Raw genomic sequence first — 26,560 nt, forward strand, 5'->3', positions numbered from 1 at the left:
GTACGCCACTCAGCCGCGCTGGAACGCCTCACAGATCGCCTGGGAATCACGCGCGGCCGCCGCGGTGGCGTCCGCGCAGTGGCGGATCCAGCCCGTGACCCCCTCGGACGTGCCCGACGCGTAACCGCGCAGGGCGATGGCATATCCGTCGCTGAGCTCGAGATGGCCGACCTCAGGCGCGGTCAAGGACTTGGGGTCGAGCCCCCGGGCGACCATGGTCAGGCGCTGGGCGGCGCGGGCTATGACACCGTCTCCCCACCCGAAGGGGCGCAACGTCAGCAGCTCACCGTGGACGAGCGCCGCGACCACGAGGGCCGGTGCCTGCGTGGGCTGGGTCAGGAGGCCGCTCAGTGTGTCCAGCCTGCCCGCGACCTCGTCGGGGGACGGCGGTGCGCCGAGCCCCAGCAGGTCCTTGGCGTCCTGTCCCTCGCTTCGCGGACGTCCCAGCTCGGCGGAGTCGACCGCGTCGGCGGCGACCAGGATGTGCAGGCGGGCGAGTACCTGGCGGGGAGCCTTGCGCCATGTCTCGGCCAACGTCCCGAGTTCCGCGGACACGCGCAGCGCCCCTTGGACGACGGGGTCGTGCGGCGTCTCCCCCGTACGCAGCTCGTCCAGGGTGACCGTGGCGCCTTCCAAGACGGCGGACGCGCGCGCGCCTCGCAGCGCGGACTCGGTGGAGACCTCGGCGCTGCGACGGCGGAGGATGCGATGGCCGAGGAGCCGGTCGACGGCGGTGCGTGCGTCGGCTACCGCCTCGGGCACTCCGGGCAGGTTCGCGACTTGGGCGAAGGCATCGGTCACCCGCCCGACCTTATGCGGTCGTCCTTCCGGCCACATCACGAGGTCACCACTCCACACACCGGGATGGGCCACGGCATACGGGGACCGGGGCAAGAGGGTTATGGCGGACATCACATAGCATCCTTGCGGAGCCAGAGCGGAGCTTTGGGCGCCAGCGCGGGGCGCTCACGCTTTGGGAAGCTTGCGGGTGGAACTGCCCCCTGGTGAAGTGAGCCTCACCAGGCGCTTCCCTCTTTCGTCAGCAAGGAGTACGCGTTGAGCCAGAGTCAAGAGACACTTTCCAACCTGCTGCAGGAGACACGGCGCTTCCCTCCGCCCGCGGAGCTGGCCGAGGCCGCCAACGTCACCGCAGCGGCGTACGACGAAGCGGCGGCGGACCGGCTGGCCTTCTGGGCCACGCAGGCGGAGCGGCTGACGTGGGCGAAGCGGTGGGACGAGGTCCTGGACTGGAGCAACCCGCCGTTCGCCAAGTGGTTCGTGGGCGGCGAGCTGAACGTCGCGTACAACTGCGTGGACCGGCATGTCGAGGCCGGGCTCGGGGCGAAGGTCGCCTTCCACTGGGAGGGCGAACCCGGGGACACGCGCACCATTACCTATGCCGACCTCCAACGCGAGGTGAACAAGGCGGCCAACGCCCTGCTGGAACTGGGCGTGCGTAAGGGAGACCGCGTTGCGATCTACCTGCCGATGATTCCCGAACTGCCGATCTCGCTGCTCGCGTGCGCGCGCATCGGGGCCACGCACTCGGTGGTGTTCGGCGGTTTCTCGGCCGACGCGCTCAAGACCCGTATCGACGACGCCCAGGCCAAGCTGGTCATCACCGCCGACGGCGGTTACCGCCGGGGCAAGCCGTCCGCGCTCAAGCCCACGGTGGACGAGGCCGTGAACGAGACGCCTTCGGTGGAGAACGTGCTGGTCGTCCGGCGTACGGGGGAAGAGGTCGCCGAGACCAGCAAGGACGTGTGGTGGCATGACGCGGTGGAGCGGCAGAGCGACCAGCACACCGCGGAGCCGCACGACTCAGAGCACCCTCTGTACATCCTCTACACGTCCGGTACGACGGGTAAGCCGAAGGGCATCCTGCACACCACGGGCGGATACCTGACGCAGGTGGCCTACACCCACCACGCGGTGTTCGACCTGAAGCCGGAGAGCGACGTCTACTGGTGCACCGCCGACGTCGGGTGGGTCACGGGCCACTCCTACCTCGTTTACGGGCCGCTGGCCAACGGGGCCACCAGCGTCATGTACGAGGGGACGCCCGACACGCCGCACAAGGCGCGCTGGTGGGAGATCGTCGAGAAGTACAAGGTCACGATCTTCTACACGGCGCCGACCGCGATCCGCACCTTCATGAAGTGGGGGGACGACCTCCCGGCCCAGCACGACCTGTCGTCCCTGCGGGTGCTGGGGAGCGTCGGTGAGCCGATCAACCCCGAGGCGTACGTCTGGTACCGGGAGAACATCGGCGGGGGCACGTGCCCGGTCGTCGACACCTGGTGGCAGACCGAGACGGGCGCCATCATGATCAGCCCGCTCCCGGGTGTGACGGCGGGTAAGCCGGGCGCGGCGATGCGGCCCCTGCCGGGGATCGTCGCGGACGTGGTGGACGACCAGGCGGCCGCCGTCCCGAATGGCGGGGGCGGATTCCTGGTGGTCAAGGAGCCGTGGCCGTCGATGCTGCGGACCATCTGGGGCGATGACGAGCGCTACGTCAAGACCTACTGGTCGCGGTTCGACGGCCTGTACTTCGCGGGCGACGGCGCCAAGAAGGACGAGGACGGCGACCTGTGGCTGCTGGGCCGGGTGGACGACGTCATGCTCGTGTCCGGCCACAACATCTCCACGACCGAGGTCGAGTCGGCTCTGGTGTCGCACCCGAAGGTGGCCGAGTCGGCGGTGGTCGGTGCGACCGACCCGGTGACCGGCCAGGCGATCGTGGCGTTCGTGATCCCGCGCGGCAGCGCCGGCGAGGAGGTCGAGGGCGATGAGTTCATCGCCGAGCTGCGCAACCATGTCGCGCAGAAGCTCGGCCCCATCGCCAAGCCCCGCCAGATCATGATCGTTCCGGAGCTGCCGAAGACCCGCTCCGGGAAGATCATGCGCCGGCTTCTGCGGGACGTGGCCGAGAACCGCAGCATCGGTGACGTGACCACGCTGGCGGACAGCACGGTGATGGACCTCATCTCCGAGCAGCTGCCCAGCGCCAAGTCCGAAGACTGACGCGCCTGTCACTACAAGGGGGACGCCGTTAAGGCGTCCCCCTTGCTGCATTCAGGGACGCTACCCAGCGTTACAGCGCACGCGCCCAGAGGAGTGTGGCGCAGCTCCAAGGCATTAGGGGCGCGTAAAGGACGATCACCTGGGTAGGGTCGAGCGCAGGTGTGCCGGGAAGTCTGGTCGGCGGGGAAGGCCTGTTCCGGCACATGGCGGGAACACGGTCGGACCTCGTCCTGACCACCCGCGAAACTCGGGGGATTCATGCCGCGTCGCGTTGCCGCCACCTGGCCTTTTCGTCCTACGATCCGTTACAGCCGAAACGTCGCCGCTGCGCTGCGCCTGGAAACGGTCGGCGGGGTCATCATGCTGGCGGCCACGGTCGTGGCCTTGGTGTGGGCTAACACGCCCTGGTCGGACGCTTACGGGAGCCTTCAGAAGTTCGAGATCAGCCCATCGTGGCTCGGCCTCGGCCATATGGATGTGCAGCACTGGGCCAGCGGTGGCCTGCTCGCGCTCTTCTTCTTCATCGCCGGGCTGGAGTTGCGTGAGGAGATCACACACGGGGAGTTGCGGAACCCGCGAGACGCGGCACTCCCCGTAATCGCGGCGGCCGCGGGCGTGGCTGTACCGGCGCTCGTCTTCTTGGCGGTCAGTGCCGGGGAGCCCGGCTCTCTCAAGGGCTGGGCAGTGCCCACGGCCACCGACATCGCCTTCGCCCTGGCCGTCCTGGCGGTCACGTTCTCGTCCTGCCCGGCTCCACTACGCGCGTTCCTGCTGACCCTGGCCGTGGTGGACGACCTCATCGCGATCACGATCATCGCGCTCTTCTACACCGACAGCCTGAAGCTCGGGCCCCTCGTGATCGGCGTCGTGCTGATCGCGGCATACGGGGTGTTGCAGTCCAAGGGGATGCGTTCGCCCTGGGTGTACGTCCCCTTGGCGGTACTGGCCTGGTACTTCTTCCAGAAGAGCGGCATCCACGCGACCGTGGCGGGTGTGGCGCTCGGCATGCTGACCTCGTCCAAGGAGACACCGGACGAGCGTCCGACGAACGCCGAGCAGGCCGACCGCGCACTCCGTCCGCTTTCGGCCGGGGTGTGTGTGCCCCTGTTCGCCTTCCTGTCAGCGGGTGTGGCGCTCAACGCCTCGTCCATCAGCGCCGTCTTCTCCGATCGGGTGGCCCTGGGTGTGATCGCTGGGCTGGTGGTCGGTAAGTTCTTGGGCGTTTTCGGTGGCGCCTGGGCGGCTGTGAAGCTGGGATTGGCAACGCTGGGTGACGATTTGCATTGGCGGGAGATCGCCGGTGTGGCGATGCTCGCAGGGGTGGGTTTCACCGTTTCCCTTCTGATCGGCGGTTTGGCCTATACCGACCCGGCACAATTCGAGAGAGTGACAACAGCGGTCCTGATAGCGAGTGTCCTCGCCTCGGCGGCCGCCACCGTCGTCTTCCGGAGACGGGTGCGCCAACGCGAGCGCGACAGGGACATCGGCCAGCCGGTGTCCCCGGGCTGATCGCGGCGCATGCCATGATCGCCGGGTGGCCCGACCGGCCTCCCGGCCACCGGGCCATGGGTCGACCCGGAGCCGGGCCCCTGAAGGGAGAAATGCGATATGTCCGAGGCACTGCCGGGTGAGCGGATCGAGGACAAGTCTCTGGGCGAGCTGGTCGCGCTCGCCTCAGGGAACGTGTCCAACCTGATCAGGGCCGAGATGGACCTCGCCAAGATCGAGCTCAAGAGCGACGCCAAGAAGGCCGCGCTGGGCAGCGTGATGTTCGCGGTCGCCGGCCTCATCGCCGGGCTGATCGTGATCCTCCTGTCGATCGCCGCCGCGTACGGGCTGGTCGCGCTCGGGATCTGGCACTGGGCGGCGTTCCTGATCGTGGCGGGTCTGTACCTGCTCCTCGCCCTGGGGCTGATCGGCTTCGGCTACCTGCGCATCCGCAAGATCGACGGAGCCAAGCGGACCCGGAAGACGCTCAAGGACGACCTGACCATGCTGCGCAGGCGCGGCGACTCCGACGCTCCCGCCGTCACGGCGGGGGCCGATACCCCAGCGACCTGACCCCATGGCCCCTTATGGCGCGTCCCTCATCGAAGTCGAGGGGCCCTGGACGCATCGGGCGATCAGCGCCGGCGGAACACGTTTCCATGTCACCGAGGCCGGCGAAGGCCCTCTGGTGCTGCTGCTGCACGGCTTCCCGGAGTTCTGGTGGTCGTGGCACAACCAGGTCGTGTCCCTTGCCGAGGCGGGTTACCGGGCGGCGGCGATCGATCTGCGCGGATACGGCGGCAGCGACAAACCTCCCCGGGGATACGACCTGGTGACCCTCGCCGGGGACGCGGCGGGGCTGGTCCGCGCCCTCGGGGAGGCGAACGCCATCGTCGTTGGCCACGATTGGGGCGGCCTTCTCGCCTGGACGATGGCCGTCTACCACCCCAAGGTCGTCCAGCGCCTGGCCGTCGTCAGCGCGCCGCACCCCCTGCGTCTACGTCAGGCCATGCGCACCGACCCGCGCGGACAGGCGTGGGCCACGCGGCACACGTTCGGGTTCCAGCTCCCCGTGTGGCCCGAACGCCGTCTCGTCCGTGACAACGCCGCCATGGCGGGACGGCTCTTGCACGACTGGTCGGGCCCCGGGTGGCCGGACGAACGCACCGAGCAGCTCGTCCGAAACGCACTGCAGATCCCCGGCGTGGCCCACTGCGCCCTGGAGTACCACCGGTGGTTCATCCGGTCGCAGCCCCGTCCGGACGGTCTTCGGTACGCGCACCGCATGCGCAGCCCTATCCAGGTGCCGACGCTTCAACTACACGGTGCGCTCGACACGTGCACCCTCCCGGGGAGCGCTCAGGGTTCGGGGAGGTACGTCGCGGCGCCCTACCGCTGGAAGCTCCTTGAGGGGGCGGGCCACTTCCCGCACCAGGAGCGTCCCCGAATGTTCGACAGGGAACTCCTCGGCTGGCTCAGCGATCCGGAGCCCGACCACTGACGCGTACGGTGGAATTGTCAGCCGCCAAGACGCCATGAGACGAGGCCGAGGTCGCCGGGGGACGCATGCGCGAATCAGCACGTGACCGCGACGATGCCGGACGGCCGCGCAACGCCCGTCCGAGGGACGCCTACGGCCGTCCACTGCCCCATGGCGCCGCCGGAGTGCCGACGATGCCCGAGGACCTCGCCGTGTCGCCCGCGGAGGCTCTCGTTGAGGCTCAGCGGCTCCTGGACGCCGACCGCCCGTTCCACGCCCACGAGGTGCTCGAGGCGGCCTGGAAGTCGTCGCCCGAGGACGAGCGCGAACTCTGGCGCGCGTTGGCCCAGGTAGCGGTGGGCATCACCCACATGCGAAGGGGCAACGCCAAGGGCGCGCGGGCCCTGCTCACCCGAGCCGCCGACCGTCTCGATCCCTTTACGGACGACCCGCCCCACGGCATCGACGTCCCCGGGGTCATCGGGGAAGCGCGGCGCCTGGCCGAAGCACCGTCCCCGGACGCCGACGTCCGGCTCGTCCTGGGCGAACCGAAGCTGGGGTAGACCGCGACGCCAGGACCAGCGTCAGCGAACAGCCGTCGACTGTGCGACGTCCAGTTCGGTCTGGTGCGGGAGGGTCTAGTCGGAGCAATTCTCGGTCGAGACGGGGGCGGTGAGGCTCTCGCCCGCGCGCGCGTCGGGGGCGACCTCCCCGGCTGTCAGCGCATAACCGGTGGAAGGCGCGTCCAAGGCGGCGGCGAAGATGACGCCGTAGACGCTTCCGTCCTTGGCCAGCAGGGGCCCGCCGGAGTTGCCCGGCTCGACCTTGCCTCGGATCGCGTAGATCTCGCGGCTGACCTGGTTGGCGTGGTAGATGTCCGGCCCCTTGGCCGTCTGACGTGCGCGGACCCGGGCGGCGTCGGCGGTGAAGGGCTGGTTCTTCGGGAAGCCCGCGATGATCGCGTCGTCGCGCACCCGGGCGGGCCCGGCGAACTTCAGGGCCGGAGCGCGCAGGCCGGGCACGTGCAGGATCGCGATGTCGCGCTTGGGGTCGTACAGGACGACGCGCCCCTTGTCGCGGTCACCGTTCAGGGACGCGATGGTCGAGGCCCCCCGGGCGCCCGCGACCACATGGGCGTTGGTCATGACGCGTTCGGGGGCGTACACGAACCCGGTGCCTTCGATCTTGCGCTGGCACTGGGGCGCGGTGCTGACGACCTTGACGATGCTGCGCTTGGCCGACCGCAGGGCCTCGGTGTTGAGGATCGCGTCGTTGGGCGGCGGTACCTCGGCCACCGACTCGCCGCCCAGCCCGTTGAAGACCTGCGGGAACTCGCTGCTGCGGACGAATCCCTTGAACGAGGAGAACCAGGTCTGGGCCTGGCCTGGCATCAGGTCGTCGACGCCCCCGATTATCGTGGACGCCTTCACCTGGGTGCGAACGGGCTTGAAATCCGACCCGGCCACCAACGTCCCGAAGAACCACGCGACGATCAGGAGCGACAGCGCGCTGACCACGGCACCGCCCGCGGCGTCCACCGCGCGCGCGTTGATGCCGGTCACCCGATTGCGCAGGACCGCACCCACGGAGGACGCGATGAGCTGCCCCAGGGTCGCGGCCAGGAAGGCGATGACGATCGCCAGCAGCGCCTGCTGACTGGTACCGCTCACGGTGGCCTCGGCGATCGGGGGGGCGATGAGAACGCCCACCACACCGCCCCCGACGAAGCCGACAAAGCTCAGCAGGCTCACGATGAAGCCCTGCCGATACCCGGACACGCCGAAGAGCGCCACGAGCACGATGAGGATCAAATCCAGTAGGTGGTCGCCCAGCACCGCTTCACCGTACTGCCCGATCGAGGTTGTTCACGTCCCCTCGCTGGACCAGATTCGCAATCGCTGCGTAACCGCCAGGGGCGATACCGTGCCGTCACCCTCGGTGGGCGTGTCGACTCCGCAGGTCAGCTCCGTGCGGCGAGATCGAGCGTCTCGGGCGGCAGGTTCTCGACGTGATCGGAGTCCCAGGGACGGTCCCAGCCGCCCGCGGTGAGGATCTGCGCCAAGAGACCGGCGGTGAAGCCCCATACGAACAGGTCACGAACGCGGAACGCGGGGCCGAGCCTGATCCCGGACGGGTGCCGGACGGTCAACCTGTTGGCCGGGTCGGCGAGCTCGGAGATCGGTACCCGGGCCACCGTCGCCACTTCCCCCGGGTGGCCGGGAGCGATGTCGGACGGCTCGCGCCACCAAGCCGTGACGGGGGTGACCCTGTGGTTGCTGTGGGAGAGATACAGCTCGGGCAGCGTGATGAGAATGTCCACGCCCGAAGGCTCGACACCGGCCTCTTCCCAGGCCTCGCGGAGCGCGCAGGACTCCGGGTTCTCGTCCTCGGGGTCGACTCGTCCCCCGGGGAAGGCGGGCTGGCCCGGGTGCTTGTTGAGCGTCGCGGCCCGCTCGGTGAGCAGGATGTCGGGACCGTCGGGGCCCTCGCCGAAGAGGATCAGGACCGCGGCCGGACGCGCCGAGGGCACCGGACGCATGAACGGCGCCACCGGTATACGGGGCGCCTCTTCAAGAAATCGGTCGAGCCAGGCAGGAGGCGGCGAGTCGGTCACACCATTCCCAACCAGGTCGGTCCCCAGATCGTTCCCGCGTTCACGCGGGCGGTCCCGTCTTGACCAGAGCGCGCGCCGCTTCGGCGTCTACGGGCCCTTCCCCGTATGACGGGCACAGAGCGGCCAGAGGGCAGACCCCACATGCCGGACGGCGGGCGTGGCACATACGGCGTCCATGCCAGATCAGCCGATGGGACAGGATCGTCCATTCCTTACGGGGGATCAGCGCCGCGATCACCTGCTCGACCTTCACGGGGTCGGTCTCGTCCGTCCACCCGAACCGTCGCACGAGCCGCCCGAAGTGGGTGTCGACCGTGATCCCCGGCACGCCGAAGGCGTTCCCCAGCACGACGTTGGCCGTCTTGCGACCGACCCCCGGGAGCGTGACCAGGTCGTCCAGCTTCCCGGGCACCTCCCCGCCGAACCGGTCCCTGAGCGCCACGGACAGGCCCATGACCGACTTGGTCTTGGCCCGGAAGAACCCCGTCGGCTTGAGGATGGCCTCCATGTCCTCCGGGTCGGCGGCCGCCATGTCCTCCGGCGTCGGGTACTTGGCGAACAGCGCGGGCGTGGTCAGGTTGACCCGCACGTCGGTCGTCTGGGCCGACAGCACCGTGGCGACGAGCAGCTGGAACGGGTTCTCGAAGTCGAGCTCGCAGTGGGCGTCCGGGTACGTCTCCGCCAGGATCCGGTTCATGCGCCGCGCCCGCCGCACCAGCCCCAGCCGGGTCTCCGGCTGCTTCCGCCGGGCCTTCACGTTCGTCGCCATCCCGTCAGAGTAGAACTTCCCCGGGGTACCTCGGCGGGAGTACGAGGGTTCACCCAAGGTTCACAACTGTGGCGGGAGCCCTCGCGAGACGCCCCCGGGTCGCGATTTGCAAGGCGTCAGGGGTGTGATCTGCGAGGTCCGAATGACGGCGATGAGAGCCGGTGTGATGCCATTCACCCGGCGGTCCGTACACTAGGCGAGCAGGAGCGTGGCGGCCAACGGCCAAACGACAAGGCGAGGCGTGGTCGCGGAAGGTGCCGGACCGGGCTGGCCCGGCGCGCCGCGGCCCTGCCTTCACGTACGCGGTGGGACGTACGTCACACTAAGCATGTAGGTGTTCGAGGAGGAGAAGCGTGACCGACCGCGACGTGGACGTACTCAGCAGAGCTCCGCTGTTCGAGGCCCTCGACGAGCAGGGGGCCAAGGCGCTGCGCGCCAATGTGACCGAGGTGCGTCTCGCACGCGGTCAGACCCTCTTCAACGAGGGCGAGACGGGCGACCGCCTGTACGTCGTCCTCGAGGGCAAGATCAAGCTCACCCGGACGGCGCCCGACGGCCGCGAGAACCTGCTCAGCGTGCTGGGCCCGAGCGAGATGTTCGGCGAGCTGTCGCTCTTCGACCCCCGCCCGCGCACCGCCAGCGCCATCGCCGTGACCGAATGCCGCCTCGCCGGCCTTGGCCACGACGATCTACGTCCCTGGCTCACCGGCCACCCGGAAGTGGCGGTGCAGCTACTGCGAGCACTCGCCCAGCGGTTGCGCAAGACCAACGACGTGATGGCCGACCTGGTCTTCACCGACGTCCCGGGTCGCGTCGCCAAGGCGCTGCTCGACCTGGCCGAGCGCTTCGGCCAGCCGTCGGAGGCCGGGCTGCACGTCCACCACGACCTCACCCAGGAAGAGCTGGCCCAACTCGTCGGCGCCTCCCGGGAGACCGTCAACAAGGCCCTGGCAGACTTCGCCCAGCGCAACTGGCTGCGCATCGAGGCCCGCGCCGTGGTGATCCTCGACATCGAACGCCTCCGCAAGCGCTCCAAGTAGCCCAGACTCCGCCCCACCCCGCACGGCCCATCCCGCATGGGCCGTGCCACACCCTTGCCCCATCTCGCGCACCCGGGTACAGAACTCCTCTGCTCCGCGCCAGAGCCCCGTCGCCCCCGCTTTTCCATAGGCCCTCCCACCCGGTGAAGGGGCTAGGTGCGGTCGTTCAGGTAGTCGAGTTGGGACTTGACCGACCATTCGGCGGCGGGCCAGAGGGACCGGTCGACGTCGGCGTAGACGCGTTCCACTACCTCGCGGGGGGTGCGGGCGCCCGCCGCCACCGCGGCCTCTACCTGGGCCAGGCGTTCGCGGCGGTGGGTGATGTAGTGGTCGAGCGCGGCAATCGGGTCGTCGAGCTTGGGGCCGTGGCCGGGGAGGATAGTGGCCGCCCCCACGTCCTCTGAGAAGGAACGCAGGCGGTCTAGGGAGCTGAGGTAGTCGCCTAGCTTGCCCTCAAGGACCGTGGTGCCGTAGCCGAGGACGGTGTCCCCGGTCAGGACGGCGCCGTCGGCCGGGAGCCAGAAGGTCAGCGAGTCGTCCGTGTGGCCCGGGGTTTCCATGACTCGCAGTTCAAGGCCGCCGGTGGCGACGACGTCGCCTTCGGTCAAGCCCTCGTCGCCGAGGCGGTGTCGGGGGTCGAGGGCACGGACGGTCGTGCATCCAGCCAGGTCAGCGAACTTTTTCGCCCCGGCTGCGTGATCGGGGTGGCCGTGGGTCAGCAGGACGAGACCGACGCGCCGCCCCTGCCGCTTGACGATCTCGACGACGCGGCGCAGGTGTTTGCCGTCCTTGGGACCGGGGTCGATGACGACGGCTTCGCCGGATCCCGGCTCGGCGATGATCCAGGTGTTGGTGCCGTCCAGCGTCATCGCGGACGGGTTCGGGGCAAGCACGCAGAGCGCGCGCTCCGTCCCCATGCCGTCGATATCGCTCATGTCGCCCATCTTGCCGGAGACGCGATCGGGGTGACGGACCGGGTTCACACCCAGGCGATCAAGGTGTCTGAGCACGGACGTCCCGGCCAGCCGCCACATGACCTCCTGCGACAGAGGACGGCGCATGCCTCAGCCCTCCCGGTACCGGAAGGACGCGTCCTCGGGCAGGACGAGGTAGGCGTCACCGTCGATGATCTCGGCCATCGGCTCATAGGGGACGATCTCGCGCTCCGCCGCCAGGACGTCGGCGACGGTCTCGTACTCCGCCAGCTCGCGGAGAGTCACCAGGGTCGGGGGGAGCATGGGCCATTCACCCGTCCCGCCCCTTTCCGCTGCCTCGGCGGGACTCACCCACGACACCCAGTCGGCCTCTGTGCTGACGTCTCGCGCACGCTGGCCCTCTGGCATCGCCGCAACGAAGAAGCGCGTGTCGTAACGCTTGGGCTCGACTTTGGGCGTGATCCAGTGCGCCCAGGGACGCAGGAGATCCGAGCGGAGAACCAGGCCCCGCTCGTCGAGGAACTCTCCGAATGAAAGCGAGCGGTCGAGCAGGGCTTGGCGTCCGGCCTCCCAAGCGTCCCCCCGGGTGTCGTCGACTACCGATTCCCCGGTGGGGCCCGCAAGCAGTACCAGGGACTCTTCGAAGGTCTCCCGGACGGCCGCGCAGACGAGTTCGCGCGCGAGCGGCTCGTCGGCATTGAACGCCGCTCCCCACTCCCGGGGGGACGGCCCAGACCACGCGATGGCCGCGTCTCCATCGCGCGGGTCGACGGAACCGCCAGGGAAGACGTAGGCCCCGGGGGCGAACGCCATCGACGCCACCCGCCGGAGCACGAACGCCTGCAACCCGTGTTCGAGGTGATCGCGGAGCAGCACGATCGTCGCCGAATCGCGCGGGACGGGCGGCACGACCCGTCCCGAAGCGATGTCCTCGACCCGCTCGCGGAACTCCTTGGGCAGCCTCAGACCGTTCACCATGGCGTGATCCTCATGGCTGCCAATTCGGGCATACCGAACGCCATTCAGTCAAGGACCTCGGCGATGAGCTCGACCTCGACGGGGACGTTGCTCGGCAGTGCCGCGACACCGACCGCGCTACGCGCGTGCTTGCCCGCGTCCCCGAATATCTCGCCCAGCAGGTCGCTCGCCCCGTTGATCACCTGGGGGTGGCCGTAGAAGTCCGGCGCGGTCGCGACGAAACCGAGGACCTTGACGATGCGCACGACGCGCGAGAGCTCGCCGACCTCGGCCTTGAGGGCCGCGACGGCGTTCAGCGCGCAGATCCGGGCGTATCCGGCGGCGTCCTCGGCCGTCACCTCGGCACCGACCTTGCCCGTCGCCACGATCTCGCCCTTGACGATCGGGACCTGGCCGGAGGTGTAGACCAGCGACCCGGTCCGGGCGGTCGGCACATACGAAGCCAGCGGCGGGACCACCTCGGGCAGTTCGAGGCCGAGCGCTGCGATTCGCTCTTCGGGGGTGCTCACCGTCAGCTCTCCAGTTCGCGCTTGAAGTAGGCCACCAGGTTCTCCGGGTTGGGTCCCGGCATGACCGTGACGAGCTCCCACCCGTCCTGGCCCCAGTTGTCGAGAATCTGCTTGGTCGCGTGGACCAGCAGCGGAACGGTCGCGTACTCCCACTTCTTCATGGCCCTCAGCCTACTGATCGCCCATCCCGTCCCTCTGCGCGACCGGGCCCCCGTAGGCCGGTCGCGCAACACCAAGGGGGCGCCCGCTCCCGAGCGGGGAGGGGAGCGGACGCCCGGATCGGGGCTGATGGTCAGCCGAGACCCTCGGTGACGCGTTCCAGGGGGACGAGCTTGAAGTTCTGGTTGCCGCTGGTACCGGGGCTGCCGTTGGACCCGTCCTGGCAGACGAAGACGCCCTTCGGGAAGGCCGAGCCGAGCCCGGTGGAGGTGGCGTCGATGCCGTCGGTGTCCTCGCAGTCGTCCGCCGCGGTGCCGGACGCCACCGCGAAGCGTCCCTGATAAGAGCCCGATCCACGGTCGTATACCGCGAAGTCGTTGCTGCCCTGGGACGACACGAACAGGCGGTCGCCGGCCGCCGCTATGCCCTCGACGTCGGCGGTCAGGTGGCCACCCGAACCGGCGGAGTCCAGTTTCGTGCGTGACTCGCCATCGCCGGGCTCGGCGCCGTAGATCCAGACGCCGACGTCCTCCTCACCGAGGTAGAGCTTGCCGTTGGTCTCGTCGGCGAAGCAGCCTTCGACGGCGCCCCCGGCGTCCCATTCGCGGACGGACTTCGCAGTGACGTCGCCCCCGTTTACACCGAGTTCCCACTGCTCTACCCCGCCATCAATGGCGTTGGGGAACGCGAAGAGCTTTCCGCTGGTGGACGATTTGTACAGGCAGATCCCATGGGCGGCTATGCCGGTCTTCACGTCCTTGAGCAGCCGGAGCTGTCGGCTGGACGGATCCATACGGTAGACGTGCATCGATCCGCCGTCGGCCTCGTCGTCAGCCGAGACGACGACGTCGCCCCTCAGGTCGACGTTGTTGCCATGGTCGCCGTCGATCCGCTGAATACGGGAGCCGGAAAGGTCGTAGACCTCCAGCGCGCCCTTCTTGTCGGTTCCCACAACGACGGACTTGGACGGGTCGGACGGGTGGATCCAGATCGCGGGATCGTCGGCGGCGTCGCCGCTGTGCCCCACGGGGGCCGTCTCAACGGTGGCGGTCACGTCGAACGAAGTAGCGGCCTGAGCGGCGGGGAGCCCCAGCGCGGCGGCGGACACGACCGTGGCGGACGTGACGCCTACGCGCAGGGCTGACTCGAGTACGGACACCAGGGGAGCTCCTTGTCAGGATGGTCAGTGTCCCGGAGCACCCTAGTTAGATCGCACATCCATTAAAAGCTTCGGCGAGAGGCAATGGATGACGAAAAACCTCGCTCCCTTTGACCCAGATCAGACCAAAGTTCCTGACCGCGCTACTGGTTGTCGTATCTCTCGCGGGCCGCCTGAATCTGGACTATGTGCGCGTTGGCCCAGTCCTGCACGTGCGTCAGCACTGGCAGAACCTTCTCCCCCAGAACGCTCAGCGCGTACTCCACCTGAACGGGCACCGCGGGGGTCACACTCCTCACGACGAACCCGTCGCGTTCCAGCGAACGCAGCGTCTGCGTAAGCATCTTGGCGCTGGCCCCCGGGATGGCCCGGGTGAGCTCGGCATAGCGCCGCGGCCCGTCCGCCAGGTTCGTCAGCACCATGGACGCCCACTTCGTCCCCAGGACGTCCAACAGCTGATGAGCGGGGCATACGGCCATGTAGTCGTCGAACGCCGCCTTGGCCGCCTCGCGCCTCTGAGCCGCCGTCATCGTCGCCATAGGGCCTCACCTCCCGGTACCGAACGCACCTTGAAGTAACTCCTTCCGGGTCGGCGATCTTCCTAGAAGCCTGGACCTCACCGACTCACCACGGAGGTTCACTCAAATGCGTGCGATCTTGTATACGGCTCCAGGAAACGTTGCTCTGGCAGAAGTCCCCGAACCTCAGCCCGGCGCGGGCCAGGTCCGGATTCGGGTGACGGCCGCGACGGTCAACCCGGCCGACGTCGGGACGGTCGGCGGCTACCTGGCGGCGGCGGGGCTGATGCCCGGATTCGACGATGACGGCGCCCGGGAGGCGTTCGGGCTCGGGTGGGACGTGGCCGGAACCGTCGAGGCCGTCGGCACCGGCGTGACCCGCCTGAAGGTCGGGGACGCGGTCATCGGGCTGAACGACCGGCTCGACATCGACCTCGGCACCCACGCCGACCTGGCCGTCCTGGACGAGAGCGCCGTGGCACGCGCCCCGCGCACGGTGGACGCGGCCCATGCCGCCACCATCCCGCTCAACGGGTTGACCGCGCTCCAGGCACTCGACCATCTGGCGCTTGCACCCGGGAGCACGCTCTTGGTGACGGGCGCAGCCGGAGCACTCGGCGGATACGCGGTGGAGTTGGCCGCCCAGCGCGGCCTCCGGGTCGTCGCCACATCATCCGCCGCCGATGAGGACCTGGTGAGGTCGCTCGGCGCCGAACACTTCGTCCCCAGGGGAGAGCATCTTGGCGATGCCGTCCGGGCCCTGGTGCCGGGGGGAGTGGACGGCGCCGTGGACGCCGCAGCCCTAGGAACACAAACCCTCGAAGCCGTCCGCAGCGGCGGTGCGTTCGCCGCCGTCCTCGGCGGCGACCCGGTGCCCGTCCCCCTACGGGGAATCAGAGTCACCAACGTATGGATCCGTGCGGACGCCACTCAACTCGAACACCTCTCGGCCCTCGTCGACGCGGGCCGCCTGACTCCCCGGGTGGCCGAGACCATCCCGCTCTCCGAGGCGGCCAAGGCGTACGACCGGCAGGCCAAAGGCGGCCTACGGGGACGGCTCGTCCTCGTCCCCTAGCTCAGCACGGATCATCACCCGGCGGAGCAGGTCGGACAGGAGCTTGCGCTCCTCCACGCTCAACACCGAGAGCAGCCTGTACTCCTCATGGCCGAGCACGTCCATGGTCCCGAGCCAGACCGCCCTTCCCTGATCGGTGAGCTCCACGTCCACACGGCGCCGGTCTACGGGGGACGGCGTCCGGCGGACGAAGCCCCGCTCGGCGAGCGAATCGAGTCGGCCGGTGATCGAGTTCGGGGCCATGCCCAGGTCGGACGCCAGTTGCGACGGTGCCGCCGTTCCACGGCGTCCGGCCAGGGCAAGCAGCGTCTCGAACTCGTGACGCTGCAGGTCGAAATCGACCAGCGACCGCTCGCGCGCGTGCCGCAGATGATCGGTCAGCAGTTTGGCCCGCATCACCACACCCTCGATGACCGGATCAAGCGTGGGCAGGACGGGCAGCCATCGCTCGACGTGCTCGTCCGCCCGGTCGCGCTGCTCGTCCATGCCACGGATCGTAGCGAGGACTTACCTGATCGCCACAGAATTATTCGTTGACGAACTATTCGCTGACGAAGTAGATTCAAGCGCATGTCCCATCCACTGCGCGACCGTGGGTTCCGTCTGCTGTTCACCGCGCGCGCACTCTCCCTGACCGGCGACGCGGCCGTACCCGCCGCGCTCGCCCTGGCCGTGCTGCGCGTGACAGGCTCGGCCTCGTCGCTGGCCCTGGTGCTGGCGTGCGCGATGGTGCCCCGGCTCGTCCTGCTCCCGCTGGGCGGCGTCCTGGCCGACCGGTTCAGCGCCCGCAAAGTCGCCCTCATCACCGACCTCGTGAGCTGCGGCGCCCAGCTCTTCGCGGGCGTCGAACTGCTCAGCGGCGACCCGCGGCTCTGGCACCTCGCGGTCGCCCAGGTGATCAGCGGCGCCGCCTCGGGCCTGGGCACGCCGACCATCTCGCCCCTGGTGTCCGGCATCGTCCGTCCAGCCGGTCGACAGCGCGCCAACGCCGCCCTGGCCACCGCCAACGGCGCGACCCGCCTTCTGGGCCCCGCGATCGCCGGCACCTTCGTGCTCACGATCGGCCCCGGCTGGACGTTCATCCTGGACGCCGCCTCGTTCGGCGTCAGCGCCGCCCTCATGGCTTTGGTCCGCTTCGATCACGTCCCCGGCCCGCGCCACTCCCTGCGCGCCGACCTCGTCGAGGGCTGGTCCGAGGTCCGCTCACGCGACTGGTACTGGTCCAGCCTGATCGCCCACGCGATCTGGAACGGCGCCGCCGGCGTCATGCTCACGCTCGGGCCGGTGATCGCCGTCCGCGAACTCGGGGGCGAAGCGACCTGGGTCGCCGTCCTCCAGGCCGGAGCCGTCGGCCTGGTGGTCGGCGCCCTCCTGGCGTCCCGCATCCGCCCCCGCCGCCCCATCCTGGTCGCCAACCTCGGCCTGGCGGCCTACGCGCTCCCCCTCACCCTCCTGGCCTTCGAGGCCCCCGCCCCATTGATCATCGCCTCCTACGGCCTGGCCCTCACCGGCCTCGGCGTCCTCAACCCCACCTGGGAAACCGTCGTCCAGAGCACCGTCCCACCCCAGGCCCTGGCCCGCGTCACGTCCTACGACTGGCTCCTCTCCCTAGCCGCCGCCCCCATCGCCTACGCCCTGGCCCCACCCGCCGCCGAAGCCTGGGGCCCCGCCGTCCCCCTCCTCATAGCCGCAGCCCTGGTAGCCACCTCATGCCTAGCCACAGCCGCTGTCCCCAGCGTCCGCCACCTCTCCCTGCCCCCACCCCCCACCAACCCAGCCCCACCCACCCAAGACCAAAAACCCCCAACCCCCGCCTCCCACCCCAACTAACCCGAACCCGCCGTCCCGGTCCCATCCGTCCGCCCTATCCGTCCGCCCTATCCGTCCCGTCCCATCCCCGCCATCCGAACCGCCATCTCGTCGCCACCGTCCCGTCCCCGCGCAGCGCAGCCCTTGCCAGGCCAACTGACACAAGCTGTCCCTCCCAACCCCACGCCCTGCCTGCCTTGGGACGCACGTGCTAGTCCCGGGACGCGCATGCCTACTTCGGAACGCACGTACTCGCTCCGGACCGCACGTGCTTGCTCCGCGCGTACTCGCTCGGGGACACGCGTGCTTGTTCTGAGGCGTTCGTGCTCGGGAACGCCCCGTGCTCCGTCCAGGACACGCGTGCTTCCTCCGGAGCGTCCGTGCTCCGGGACGCCCTGCCCACTCCAGGGCCCGTGATTGTCCTGGGACGCGGGCTTGCTCCAGGGCGCGCGTGCTCGTTCTGGGGCGCGCGTGCTCGGGGATGCCCGCGCTCCCATCCAGAACACGCGTGCTTGCTCCGGGCGCGTGCTTGCGCCGGTGCGCGGGCTTGCTCCGCGCGTGCTCGCTCGGCACTCGAGCTTGATCTGGGCGTCCACGCTTCGGGCACCCGTGCTCCATTCAGGGCCCCGGTGCTTGATCTGGGGCGCGGGCTTGCTCCGGGGATGCGCGCTTGCCCGGGGACACGCGTGCTTGTTCTGGAGCGTCCGTGCTCCGGGACGCCCTACTCACTCCAGGGCGCGTGATCCAGGGGCGCGGGCTTGCTCCGGGGGTGCGTGCTTGTCCGCGGACACGCGTGCTTGTTCTGGAGCGTCCGTGCTCCAGGACGCCCTGCTCACTCCAGGGCGCGTGATCCTGGGACGCGGGCTTACTCCGGGGGTGCGTGCTTGCTCCGGAGTGTGCGTGTTGGTGCGCAACAGTGCCCGTTGGCTCGGGGGCGGGAAGCGAGGCGAACAAGCGGTCGACGTCGGACGAATTCTCGCGACGCTGCAACGCGGTGCGCCGGGCATGGTCGCCGGCCTCGGCGGCCAGGGCCGCCACGAGGGTGTCCGCGCCGTGCTCCAGACCTGCGGCCTTCACCCCTCGCTCGATCTCGCCCACGTCGAGGTTTCCGGCGGCCGCCGCGGCCAGCAGCGCGACACCCGCACGCTCTTGTGAAGGCGGTTCCCCGTGGGCGGCATGGCGGTGCGGGGCAGGGTCGCTTCGCGCGTCTTGGTGGTTGCCGGGTCGTTGGGGGTGGATCAGAGGGAGGGGGGTTCTGGAGGGTCTTGGGTGGTGGATTTGGGGGTGGGGGTGTCTAGGCCGATGACTGGAGGGACTACGTCAGGGGGTTCCAGGGCGGCGGGTTGTTCGGCGGCGGCCTTGGCTAGTTCTTCTTCGACCTTGGCCAGGCGGTCACCTAGGCCGAGGCTGGGCTTTTCGTCGTTTGTGTCGGCCTTGGGCGTCCCGCCGGACATCTTGTCGAAGAAGCGCAGGATCTCGACAGGGAGGGGCATGACCAGCGTGCTGTTCTTCTCGGCGGAGACCTCGACGACGGTTTGGAGCATGCGGAGCTGGAGGGCGGCCGGGTCCTGGGACATGATCTCGGCGGCGGCGGCCAGGCGCTTGGACGCCTGGAACTCACCGTCGGCGGTGATGATGCGGGCTCGGCGTTCGCGCTCGGCTTCGGCCTGGCGGGCCATGGAGCGCTTCATGCCTTCGGGGAGCGAGACGTCCTTGATCTCGACGCGTTCGATCAGGATGCCCCAGGGGTCCTGGGTGATCTCGTCGATGATGCCGCGCAGCTTGAGGTTGATCTTCTCGCGCTCGCCGAGGAGTTCCTGCATGTCGGCCTGGCCGATGACTGAGCGAAGGGAGGTCTGGGCGACTTGGGAGACCGCGTAGCCATAGTTCTGGACGTTGACGATCGCCTTCACCGGGTCGATCACGCGGAAGTACACGACGGCGTCCACCCGAACGCTGACGTTGTCCTGTGTAATGCCGTCCTGCGCGGGCACTCCCATCGTGACCGTCTGCTGGTTGACCTTCTGCATCCGTTCGGCGATCGGAATGATCATGGTCAGTCCGGGACGGCGCACCGCGCCGGATCTGAGCTGGTCGCCGCGGCGCACCCGGCCGAACCGGAAGACGATCCCGTGTTCGTACTGCTGGACGACGCGGACCCCCGTCATGCCGAGAAGGGCGAAGATCGCGACTCCGAGAATGATGATCAGGGCTACCGCTTCCATCACGGGCACCTTTCGCGACGGGGCCGGGCCTCACGGATGAGACGGGGCCTGCTCCCGTACCGATTTCGGTAATTCCCTGCCTACCCTTGAGGGCACGAGCAACACAAGGGGGCGATCGACGTCGGCGCGGGAGACCGTGTCAGGAATCACTTGCAGAGGCGCGGACGGCCTCTGAGGTCCCTACTGAGCGAACGATATGGTCGATCGGATGAGTGCGAAAGACACCGACTGGGACGGCGTACGCCTCCACGTGGTCACCGGCAAGGGCGGCACCGGCAAGACCACGGTCGCCGCGGCGCTGGCCCTGGCGCTGGCCGCGGGTGGACGGAAGGTACTGCTGGTCGAGGTCGAGGGGCGCCAGGGCATCGCCCAGATCTTCGACTGCCCGCCCCTCCCCTACGAGGAACGCAAGGTCGCCGTCGCCCGCGACGGCGGTGAGGTCTTCGCGCTCGCCATCGACACCGAAGAGGCACTCATCGAGTACCTCGAGATGTTCTACAGCCTCAAGCGGGCCGGCAAGGCGATGACCAAGCTCGGTGTGGTCGACTTCGTCACCACCATCGCCCCGGGCCTGCGCGATGTGATCCTTACCGGCAAGACGAGCGAGGCCGTCCGGCGCAAGGAGAAGAACGGCTCGTTCATCTACGACGCCGTGGTCATGGACGCCCCGCCCACCGGCCGGATCACCAAGTTCCTCAACGTCAACGAAGAGGTGTCCGGGCTGGCCAAGGTCGGACCGGTCCGCAACCATGCCGACACCGTGATGAAGGTGGTGCGCAGTCCGGAGACCGCGGTGCACTTCGTCACACTTCTTGAGGAGATGCCCGTCCAGGAGACCATGGACGGCATCCACGACCTCACAGAGGCAGGGCTCCCGGTCGGCGGCGTTTTCATCAACATGGAACACCCGTCAGTGCTGAACGAGGACGAATTGGCCGCGGCGGCCGCCGGAAACCTCGACGTGGGCGAGATCGAGCGAGGGGTGAAGGCCGCGGGGCTGGAGCACGGCGCGGACGCCATCGCGGCGGCTCTGGCCGCCGAGGCCGGGGACCATGCCCGGCGCACGGCGTTGCAGCGTCGCGAGAAGGAGCGCCTCGAAGCGGTCGAGCAACCGCGCTACACGCTCCCCCTGCTGACGGACGGCATGGATCTGGCCGGCCTCTATGACCTGGCGGAGGCGTTGAGCAAGCAGGGCGCGGCGTGACCGTGGCTAGCGACGCCAGGGATGAGCTTTCGGGTGCTGGTGGCGTGGCCACCGTCGCTTCGGTGCGCTGGTCGCGCTCGTCCCGCCCAACACGCGGGTCCCGCGTATTGCGCTGGTCGCGCTCATCCAGCGAACTCCGCGGATCTCGCGCGCCCCGCCTAACACCCCAGCTCCCTGCATCGCGCCCGTTCCGCCTAACATTCCAGCTCCGCGCAGCGTGCTCACCGCGCCGAACCAGCGAGCTTCGCGCAGCGCGACGGTTGCGCCCAACACCCGAGGCTCGCGCATCGCAATCGTCCCGCCTAACACGCGAGCCCCGCGCAGCGTGCTCACCGCCCAAGACCAGCGAGCTTCGCGAATCGCGACGGGCCAGCAGGCTCCGCGCAGCGCGACGGGCGCGCCGAATACCCCAGCTCTGCTCATCGCGCCCAACGCGCGCACTCTGCGGATCGCGGTTGTCGCACAGGTTCCGCTTGACCTTCCGACCCGGCGTCGAGCTCTGCCCTCGCGATGGCCTTGCTTTTAGCTTCGGGTTTGGGGCCGGTTCCAGCACGCTCGCGTCGGGCGTCAACTTCCGCTGCGATAGCGCGTATCGCTTCGGTGGGAGTGGCCTCTCCGACATTTCAGCCATGGGCCTCTGCTCCGACGTCGGGTTTGGTCTGGGCGGCCGATCTGGCCCGGCCACCGGGCAAGTTCCGGGCAGTGTTCCCGACACTGCCTTCGGACGTGGTTCGGGCGGCGGACGCGACTTTGTCGCTGGGGCTGGTTCACGGGGGGCTGGCATTGCCGTTGGGGACTGCTTGGGCGGCAGGTTCGGATCTGGGGTCCTGCTGGTGGGGCGGACGGAGCGGGCCGGGAACGGCGAGGCATGGTGGGGCGGGCGGATCGGGATGAGGGCGGCGGCTTTGTGGCGCGGGCTGGGGTTCGTCCGAGTGAGAATTGAGCAGATTGTCCCCCGCGAGGAGGCGGCATGACCGGCAAGACACCGCCTGCGCTGGATGTCGACGCGCTGATCGACGACCCACGCACGAAGATCATCGTGTGCTGTGGTTCGGGTGGAGTGGGGAAGACGACCACGGCGGCGGCCCTTGGGGTGCGCGCTGCTGAGCGGGGACGAGATGTCGTCGTCCTCACCGTTGACCCGGCGAAGCGTCTGGCGCAGTCGATGGGACTGTCGGAGCTGGACAACAACCCGCGCCGCATCGAGGTCGACGGCGATGGCGAGTTGCACGCCATGATGCTCGACATGAAGCGGACCTTCGACGAGATCGTCGAGGCACACGCCGACCCCGATCGTGCCCGACAGATCCTGGCGAATCCCTTCTACCAGTCGCTGTCGTCGTCCCTGTCGGGGACTCAGGAGTACATGGCGATGGAAAAGCTCGGGCAGCTGCACCGCTCGGGCGCGTGGGACCTCATCATCGTCGACACGCCCCCGTCCCGGAACGCGTTGGACTTCCTGGACGCGCCCGCCCGCATGGGCCGTTTCCTGGACGGCCGGTTCATGAAGATCCTGGCCGCCCCGGCCAAGACCGGCGGCCGCTTCGGCGTCAAGGTGATCAGTGCCGGATTCGGCATGTTCACCGGGGTCATCAACAAGGTTCTCGGCGTCCAACTGCTGCGGGACGTCCAGACGTTCGTGGCCGCATTCGACACGATGTTCGGCGGCTTCCGAGAGCGCGCGGAGAAGACCTTCCAGCTTCTCCAAACGCCCGGCACCGCGTTCCTCGTGGTGGCCGCGCCGGAGCCGGACGCGCTACGGGAGGCGTCCTACTTCGTCGAGCGGCTGGCCGAGGAGCGCATGCCGCTGGCCGGGCTCGTCGTCAACCGCGTCCACGAGCCCGTTGGCGACGTCCTGTCCGCCGCCCGCAGTCAAGCCGCGGCCGAGAACCTGGAGGAACTCGGCGAGCATCCGCTGACCGCCGCCCTCCTGCGCCTGCACACCGACCGCATGCAACTCGCCGCCCGCGAGGAACGCCTGAGGGACCACTTCGCCTCGACCCATCCCACCGTCCCGGTGACCGCCGTCCCGGCCCAGGCGGAGGACGTCCACGACCTGGACGGCCTGCGCCGAGTCGGTCACGACCTCTCCGTCGCCTGAACCTCTCCGCCGCCTGAACCCCCTTCGCCGCCTGAACCCCCTTCGCCCCGGTGGGCGGCCTGAGGACGTCCAGCCGAGTCGGCAGGCTTCGCGTTTCGCGCGAGCTGCGGAGCGTTCCAGCGAGGCTGCCGTGCACTGCGTGCGCGTCGCTGGGGCGCCCTTGAGCGGCGGCTGACCTCGTTGCTGTGACGAGCGCTGTTGTTGCCAAGCAGCGTTCGCCACCGTCCCGGGGGTCCTCACCGATCGACGATGGCGACGGCGCGGGGACAAGGGCGGAGGAGGTTGACCGCAGATATGCCGACGCATCGGCCCGTCCCCGCTGGCGCCGGCGCGAGTAGTTCAGGGGTAGCTGGGTTGTGCTTGGACGAAGGCAGGCGCTCTTCGAGTCGGTGGGCGTGCGTCCCTCGGGGGTGTGATGGGGACGGTGGACGCTGGGCTGGATTGGCCGGGTGAAGCAGCAGAACGAGAGCGGGTCAGGGAACGACTGCAGGGCCCATGCCGTCGCATGGGCCCTGCGGCCGCTCTGGTGTCAGTTCTTTCGGACCGTGTCCGCCGGGCTCGGGACCCGACGTGGACGGTCAGCTCGCGACGAGTTCTTCCTCGTCCACCTCGACCGTCCGCTCGTACTCTTCCTTGGCGGTCTCCAGCAGCTCGCGCCACGAGGTCACATCCGGACGACGCCGCAGCAGTGCGCGGCGTTCGCGCTCGGTCATACCGCCCCAAACACCGAATTCGATCCGGTTGTCGAGCGCGTCCGCGAGACACTCGGTTCGCACCGGGCAGCCGCGGCAGATGAGCTTGGCTCGGTTCTGCGCCGCTCCCTGGACGAACAGGGCATCTGGATCCGCGTTACGGCAGGCGGCGCGGGCGGTCCAATCCGTGATCCACATCTTGGCCCCACTCCCCTAGGGTCTGTGTCGATTTGCGCTCCTTGGCCAGACGGGCGCGGACGTCGGGCCGCCAAACGAAAGCCGTGGGGAAGAACTTACGGAAGCGAGGGAGGATTCAACAGCCCCCGATGGGCCCATTCTCGATATAGCCCACCGGGGCCATACCGCCGGAACGGACTAGTTACCTCTCCTTGACGTCCAAGGAAGCGTGACGGTTGTCACATCCCGGCTCGCCCAGTGGGAGACCTGTCCCCGTATGCACTGGTCGTTCCCGCGTACCCTAGGGCGCGTGCGGGATGTAAAAGAGGGTTGGGGTCAGACGTTCTCCACGCTGTTCAAGCTGGTGGGAGCCGGGGTCGTGGCGGGCGTGCTGGTCGCGTTCATCGCGTTGCCCGGCGTCGGCAGCGCGGGGCTGACCGCGCGCGACGCGGCCGACGACTTCGAGAACATGGACAGCAAGCTGAAGACGTCGGCGCCGTCCGAGCGGACGGTCATGTACGACACCAACGGCAAGGAGATGGGCCGGTTCTTCGACCGGTACCGCGACTCCATCCGCCTCGACCAGGTCGCGCCCATCATGAAGACGGCGATGGTCGACATCGAGGACTACCGCTTCTACCAGCACGGCGCCCTCGACCTCAAGGGGACGATCCGGGCACTGGCGTCCAACGCCAACTCCGACCAGACCCAGGGCGGCTCGACCCTCACGCAGCAGTACGTCAAGAACCTCTTCGTCGACAGCGCGAAGACGGAGAAGGAGTACCTCGAGGCGATCGCCCCGACGGTCGGGCGCAAGCTCCGCGAGCTGCGGTACGCGCTCGATCTCGAGCAGCGCATGACCAAGGACCAGATCCTCGAGGGCTACCTCAACATCGCCTACTTCGGCGCCGGCGCGTACGGCGTGCAGGCCGCGTCCAAGCGGTACTTCAGCAAGTCGGCCGACAAGCTGACGCTCGAAGAGGCCGCGCTCCTGGCGGGCATCACGCAGAACCCCACCCAGTACGACCCCACGCGTTTCGCGGACGCGGCGCGCAAGCGGCGTGACATCGTCCTGTATCGGATGGCCGAGCTCCGCCACATCACCAAGGCGCAGGCCGACCAGGCCGCCGCCAAGCCGGTGACGCTCAACAAGACCGAGCCGGTCGGCGGCTGTGAGACCAGCAAGGCGCCGTACTTCTGCGAGTACGCGAAGTTCGAGATGCTGCAGATCCTGTCGGACGGCAAGTACTGGCAGCTCAAGCCCAAACAGCGCCAGGACATCGTCAACAAGCTCAACCGGGGTGGTTACACCATCCGCACCACGCTGGACATGGGAATGCAGCGGGACGTCGACAAGGCGCTGCGCGGGATCGTCCCGCCGGGCGGCAATCGGGTGGGCGCCGAGGCGATGGTCGAGCCGGGCAGCGGCAACATCAGGGCCATCGGGGTGAGCAAGCGGTACGGCCCGGGCAAGGGCCGGACGACGCTCAACCTCGCGGCCGACTCCGCGCACGGCGGCGGCAGTGGCGTTTCGGCGGGTTCGACGTTCAAGGTGTTCACGCTCGCCGCCGCTCTTGACCAGGGCATTCCGGTCAATACCACGATCAACTCGGGCAGTTCGACCACGGTGTCCGGAATGACGGACTGCAAGGGCGGCGGGACGGCTCCGTGGAGTCCGAGTAACGCCGACCCCGCAGAAAAGGGCGGATACAACCTCAAGACCGGCACCTGGGCCTCGGTCAACACTTTCTATGCCCACCTTGAAAAGCGCGTCGGCCTCTGCAACGCCGTGAAAATGGCGCAGAAGTTCGGCATGAAGCGCGCCGACGGCCAGCCGTTCAAGGAGTACCCGTCGCAGGTCCTGGGCGTGAACGAGATCGACATGGTGCACCTGGCCGCGGCCTACGCGGGCTTCGCCGCCCGGGGCAAGTACTGCGCGCCGCGCGCGATCACCGAGGTCGTCGACCCCGAGGGCAAGAAGCTCGAACTGCCCAAGCACGACTGCCGCCAGGTCGTGGACGAGGACGTCGCCGACAAGGTCAACCAGATCCTCCAGGGTGTCCTGACCAAGGGCACCGCCCGGGGACGCAGCATCGGACGTCCCGCCGCGGGCAAGACCGGCACCTGTGAAGGCCACACCTGTGCGGTCTTCGCCGGCCACACCCCCAACCTCGCCGCGGCCACCGCCTACTGGGACTACCGCGGCCCCTTCCAGTACCCGGTCTACGGCGTCTTCGGCGCCGACCAGCCCGCGGCGATCTGGCAACAGAGCATGAGCAACGCCCTGTCCGGCAAGCCCGCCCCCGGGTTCAGGGACCCGGTGAACGACTTCGGCGACTCGTCCAAGGTCCCCGACGTCAAGGGCCAGTCGATCGGGGCCGCCACGGCGGCGCTGCGGGGCGCCGACCTGAACGTCCAGGTCTCGCCGCGTCCGGTCGAGTCCGACCAGCCCAAGGGGACGGTCGCGTCCACCTCGCCGAGCCCGGGCGCGGACGTCTCGCCCGGCACCACCGTGATCATCTACATGAGCAACGGGAAGAAGGGCGGACGGCCGTCGCACGGCCGTCCCAACGAGGACTTCCCCTGGCCCTGGGACGACTAGAG

General features: G+C 68.9%; 25 protein-coding genes. 12 read left to right on the plus strand and 13 right to left on the minus strand.

Annotated features, from left to right (window positions below):
- Positions 1 to 9: 9 nt before the first annotated feature.
- Positions 10 to 801 carry an oxidoreductase gene (locus tag ACQPY4_RS40765; RefSeq protein WP_433330604.1) on the minus strand — a complete coding sequence of 264 codons (792 nt, stop codon included), beginning with the start codon at positions 799 to 801 and terminating at the stop codon, positions 10 to 12.
- Positions 802 to 1,056: 255 nt separating this feature from the next.
- Between ACQPY4_RS40765 and acs the strand changes: the two genes are divergently transcribed.
- The 5 genes from acs to ACQPY4_RS40790 all read left to right on the plus strand — a co-directional run bounded on the left by acs (position 1,057) and on the right by ACQPY4_RS40790 (position 6,555).
- Positions 1,057 to 3,024: an acetate--CoA ligase gene (gene acs / locus ACQPY4_RS40770; protein WP_433330606.1), complete on the plus strand. Its 1,968-nt coding sequence runs from the start codon at positions 1,057 to 1,059 to the stop codon at positions 3,022 to 3,024.
- A gap of 258 nt (positions 3,025 to 3,282) precedes the next feature.
- A complete protein-coding gene (gene nhaA / locus ACQPY4_RS40775) occupies positions 3,283 to 4,533 on the plus strand; it encodes a Na+/H+ antiporter NhaA (RefSeq protein ID WP_433330608.1) in 1,251 nt (416 codons plus the stop codon).
- 99 nt (positions 4,534 to 4,632) lie between these two features.
- Entirely contained in the window at positions 4,633 to 5,085 is a 453-nt protein-coding gene (locus ACQPY4_RS40780; protein WP_433330610.1) for a phage holin family protein, read from the plus strand.
- 4 nt (positions 5,086 to 5,089) lie between these two features.
- Positions 5,090 to 6,013, plus strand: coding sequence for an alpha/beta fold hydrolase (locus tag ACQPY4_RS40785; RefSeq protein ID WP_433330612.1), 924 nt, complete (start codon positions 5,090 to 5,092; stop codon positions 6,011 to 6,013).
- Between the two features lie 65 nt (positions 6,014 to 6,078).
- Positions 6,079 to 6,555, plus strand: coding sequence for a DUF309 domain-containing protein (locus ACQPY4_RS40790; RefSeq protein ID WP_433330614.1), 477 nt, complete (start codon positions 6,079 to 6,081; stop codon positions 6,553 to 6,555).
- 75 nt (positions 6,556 to 6,630) lie between these two features.
- Here ACQPY4_RS40790 and ACQPY4_RS40795 read toward each other — a convergent pair whose 3' ends face one another.
- The 3 genes from ACQPY4_RS40795 to nth form a co-directional block, all read right to left on the minus strand.
- Entirely contained in the window at positions 6,631 to 7,827 is a 1,197-nt protein-coding gene (locus ACQPY4_RS40795) for a MarP family serine protease (protein WP_433330616.1), read from the minus strand.
- 125 nt (positions 7,828 to 7,952) lie between these two features.
- Positions 7,953 to 8,606 carry an NUDIX hydrolase gene (locus ACQPY4_RS40800; RefSeq protein ID WP_433330618.1) on the minus strand — a complete coding sequence of 218 codons (654 nt, stop codon included), beginning with the start codon at positions 8,604 to 8,606 and terminating at the stop codon, positions 7,953 to 7,955.
- A 40-nt stretch (positions 8,607 to 8,646) separates the two neighbouring features.
- Complete coding sequence (gene nth / locus ACQPY4_RS40805) at positions 8,647 to 9,375, minus strand: endonuclease III (protein ID WP_433330620.1); 729 nt, start codon at positions 9,373 to 9,375, stop codon at positions 8,647 to 8,649.
- A gap of 353 nt (positions 9,376 to 9,728) precedes the next feature.
- Between nth and ACQPY4_RS40810 the strand changes: the two genes are divergently transcribed.
- Entirely contained in the window at positions 9,729 to 10,415 is a 687-nt protein-coding gene (locus ACQPY4_RS40810; RefSeq protein WP_067483689.1) for a Crp/Fnr family transcriptional regulator, read from the plus strand.
- A gap of 152 nt (positions 10,416 to 10,567) precedes the next feature.
- Here the strand turns inward: ACQPY4_RS40810 and ACQPY4_RS40815 are convergent, their stop codons facing one another.
- The 6 genes from ACQPY4_RS40815 to ACQPY4_RS40840 form a co-directional block, all read right to left on the minus strand.
- On the minus strand, positions 10,568 to 11,476 hold the full coding sequence (locus ACQPY4_RS40815) for an MBL fold metallo-hydrolase (protein ID WP_433330623.1): 909 nt from the start codon (positions 11,474 to 11,476) through the stop codon (positions 10,568 to 10,570).
- A 3-nt stretch (positions 11,477 to 11,479) separates the two neighbouring features.
- Positions 11,480 to 12,328 carry an NUDIX hydrolase gene (locus tag ACQPY4_RS40820; protein ID WP_433330625.1) on the minus strand — a complete coding sequence of 283 codons (849 nt, stop codon included), beginning with the start codon at positions 12,326 to 12,328 and terminating at the stop codon, positions 11,480 to 11,482.
- A gap of 44 nt (positions 12,329 to 12,372) precedes the next feature.
- Positions 12,373 to 12,837: a RidA family protein gene (locus tag ACQPY4_RS40825; protein ID WP_433330627.1), complete on the minus strand. Its 465-nt coding sequence runs from the start codon at positions 12,835 to 12,837 to the stop codon at positions 12,373 to 12,375.
- Between the two features lie 2 nt (positions 12,838 to 12,839).
- A complete protein-coding gene (locus ACQPY4_RS40830; protein WP_433330629.1) occupies positions 12,840 to 12,998 on the minus strand; it encodes a DUF4177 domain-containing protein in 159 nt (52 codons plus the stop codon).
- A 131-nt stretch (positions 12,999 to 13,129) separates the two neighbouring features.
- Complete coding sequence (locus ACQPY4_RS40835) at positions 13,130 to 14,155, minus strand: phytase (protein ID WP_433330630.1); 1,026 nt, start codon at positions 14,153 to 14,155, stop codon at positions 13,130 to 13,132.
- Positions 14,156 to 14,298: 143 nt separating this feature from the next.
- Entirely contained in the window at positions 14,299 to 14,694 is a 396-nt protein-coding gene (locus ACQPY4_RS40840; protein WP_433330632.1) for a winged helix-turn-helix transcriptional regulator, read from the minus strand.
- 106 nt (positions 14,695 to 14,800) lie between these two features.
- Between ACQPY4_RS40840 and ACQPY4_RS40845 the strand changes: the two genes are divergently transcribed.
- Positions 14,801 to 15,748 (plus strand): NADP-dependent oxidoreductase, encoded by a 948-nt coding sequence (locus tag ACQPY4_RS40845; protein ID WP_433330634.1) that lies wholly within the window; start codon positions 14,801 to 14,803, stop codon positions 15,746 to 15,748.
- On the opposite strand, the gene ACQPY4_RS40850 is transcribed toward ACQPY4_RS40845, so the two are convergent.
- Positions 15,719 to 16,234: a MarR family winged helix-turn-helix transcriptional regulator gene (locus ACQPY4_RS40850; RefSeq protein WP_433330636.1), complete on the minus strand. Its 516-nt coding sequence runs from the start codon at positions 16,232 to 16,234 to the stop codon at positions 15,719 to 15,721. The two genes, ACQPY4_RS40845 and ACQPY4_RS40850, sit on opposite strands and share 30 nt — an antisense overlap.
- Positions 16,235 to 16,318: 84 nt before the next feature.
- Here ACQPY4_RS40850 and ACQPY4_RS40855 point away from each other — a divergent pair, with 84 nt between their 5' ends.
- Together ACQPY4_RS40855 and ACQPY4_RS40860 are read left to right on the plus strand one after the other, a co-directional pair.
- On the plus strand, positions 16,319 to 17,578 hold the full coding sequence (locus tag ACQPY4_RS40855) for an MFS transporter (RefSeq protein ID WP_433330638.1): 1,260 nt from the start codon (positions 16,319 to 16,321) through the stop codon (positions 17,576 to 17,578).
- A gap of 879 nt (positions 17,579 to 18,457) precedes the next feature.
- A complete protein-coding gene (locus tag ACQPY4_RS40860) occupies positions 18,458 to 18,712 on the plus strand; it encodes a hypothetical protein (protein WP_433330640.1) in 255 nt (84 codons plus the stop codon).
- 83 nt (positions 18,713 to 18,795) lie between these two features.
- Here the strand turns inward: ACQPY4_RS40860 and ACQPY4_RS40865 are convergent, their stop codons facing one another.
- Entirely contained in the window at positions 18,796 to 19,782 is a 987-nt protein-coding gene (locus ACQPY4_RS40865) for an SPFH domain-containing protein (protein WP_433330642.1), read from the minus strand.
- Positions 19,783 to 19,990: 208 nt separating this feature from the next.
- Here ACQPY4_RS40865 and ACQPY4_RS40870 point away from each other — a divergent pair, with 208 nt between their 5' ends.
- Positions 19,991 to 20,986, plus strand: coding sequence for an ArsA-related P-loop ATPase (locus ACQPY4_RS40870; protein WP_433330643.1), 996 nt, complete (start codon positions 19,991 to 19,993; stop codon positions 20,984 to 20,986).
- Between the two features lie 970 nt (positions 20,987 to 21,956).
- A complete protein-coding gene (locus ACQPY4_RS40875) occupies positions 21,957 to 23,087 on the plus strand; it encodes an ArsA family ATPase (protein WP_433330645.1) in 1,131 nt (376 codons plus the stop codon).
- Between the two features lie 578 nt (positions 23,088 to 23,665).
- Here ACQPY4_RS40875 and ACQPY4_RS40880 read toward each other — a convergent pair.
- Complete coding sequence (locus ACQPY4_RS40880) at positions 23,666 to 23,977, minus strand: WhiB family transcriptional regulator (RefSeq protein WP_433330647.1); 312 nt, start codon at positions 23,975 to 23,977, stop codon at positions 23,666 to 23,668.
- 289 nt (positions 23,978 to 24,266) lie between these two features.
- On the opposite strand from ACQPY4_RS40880, the gene ACQPY4_RS40885 reads away from it, so the two are divergent.
- Positions 24,267 to 26,558 (plus strand): penicillin-binding protein, encoded by a 2,292-nt coding sequence (locus tag ACQPY4_RS40885; protein ID WP_433330649.1) that lies wholly within the window; start codon positions 24,267 to 24,269, stop codon positions 26,556 to 26,558.
- Positions 26,559 to 26,560 lie beyond the last annotated feature (2 nt).

The organism is Spirillospora sp. CA-294931 (assembly GCF_050946795.1).
Classification (GTDB): Bacteria; Actinomycetota; Actinomycetes; order Streptosporangiales; family Streptosporangiaceae; genus Spirillospora.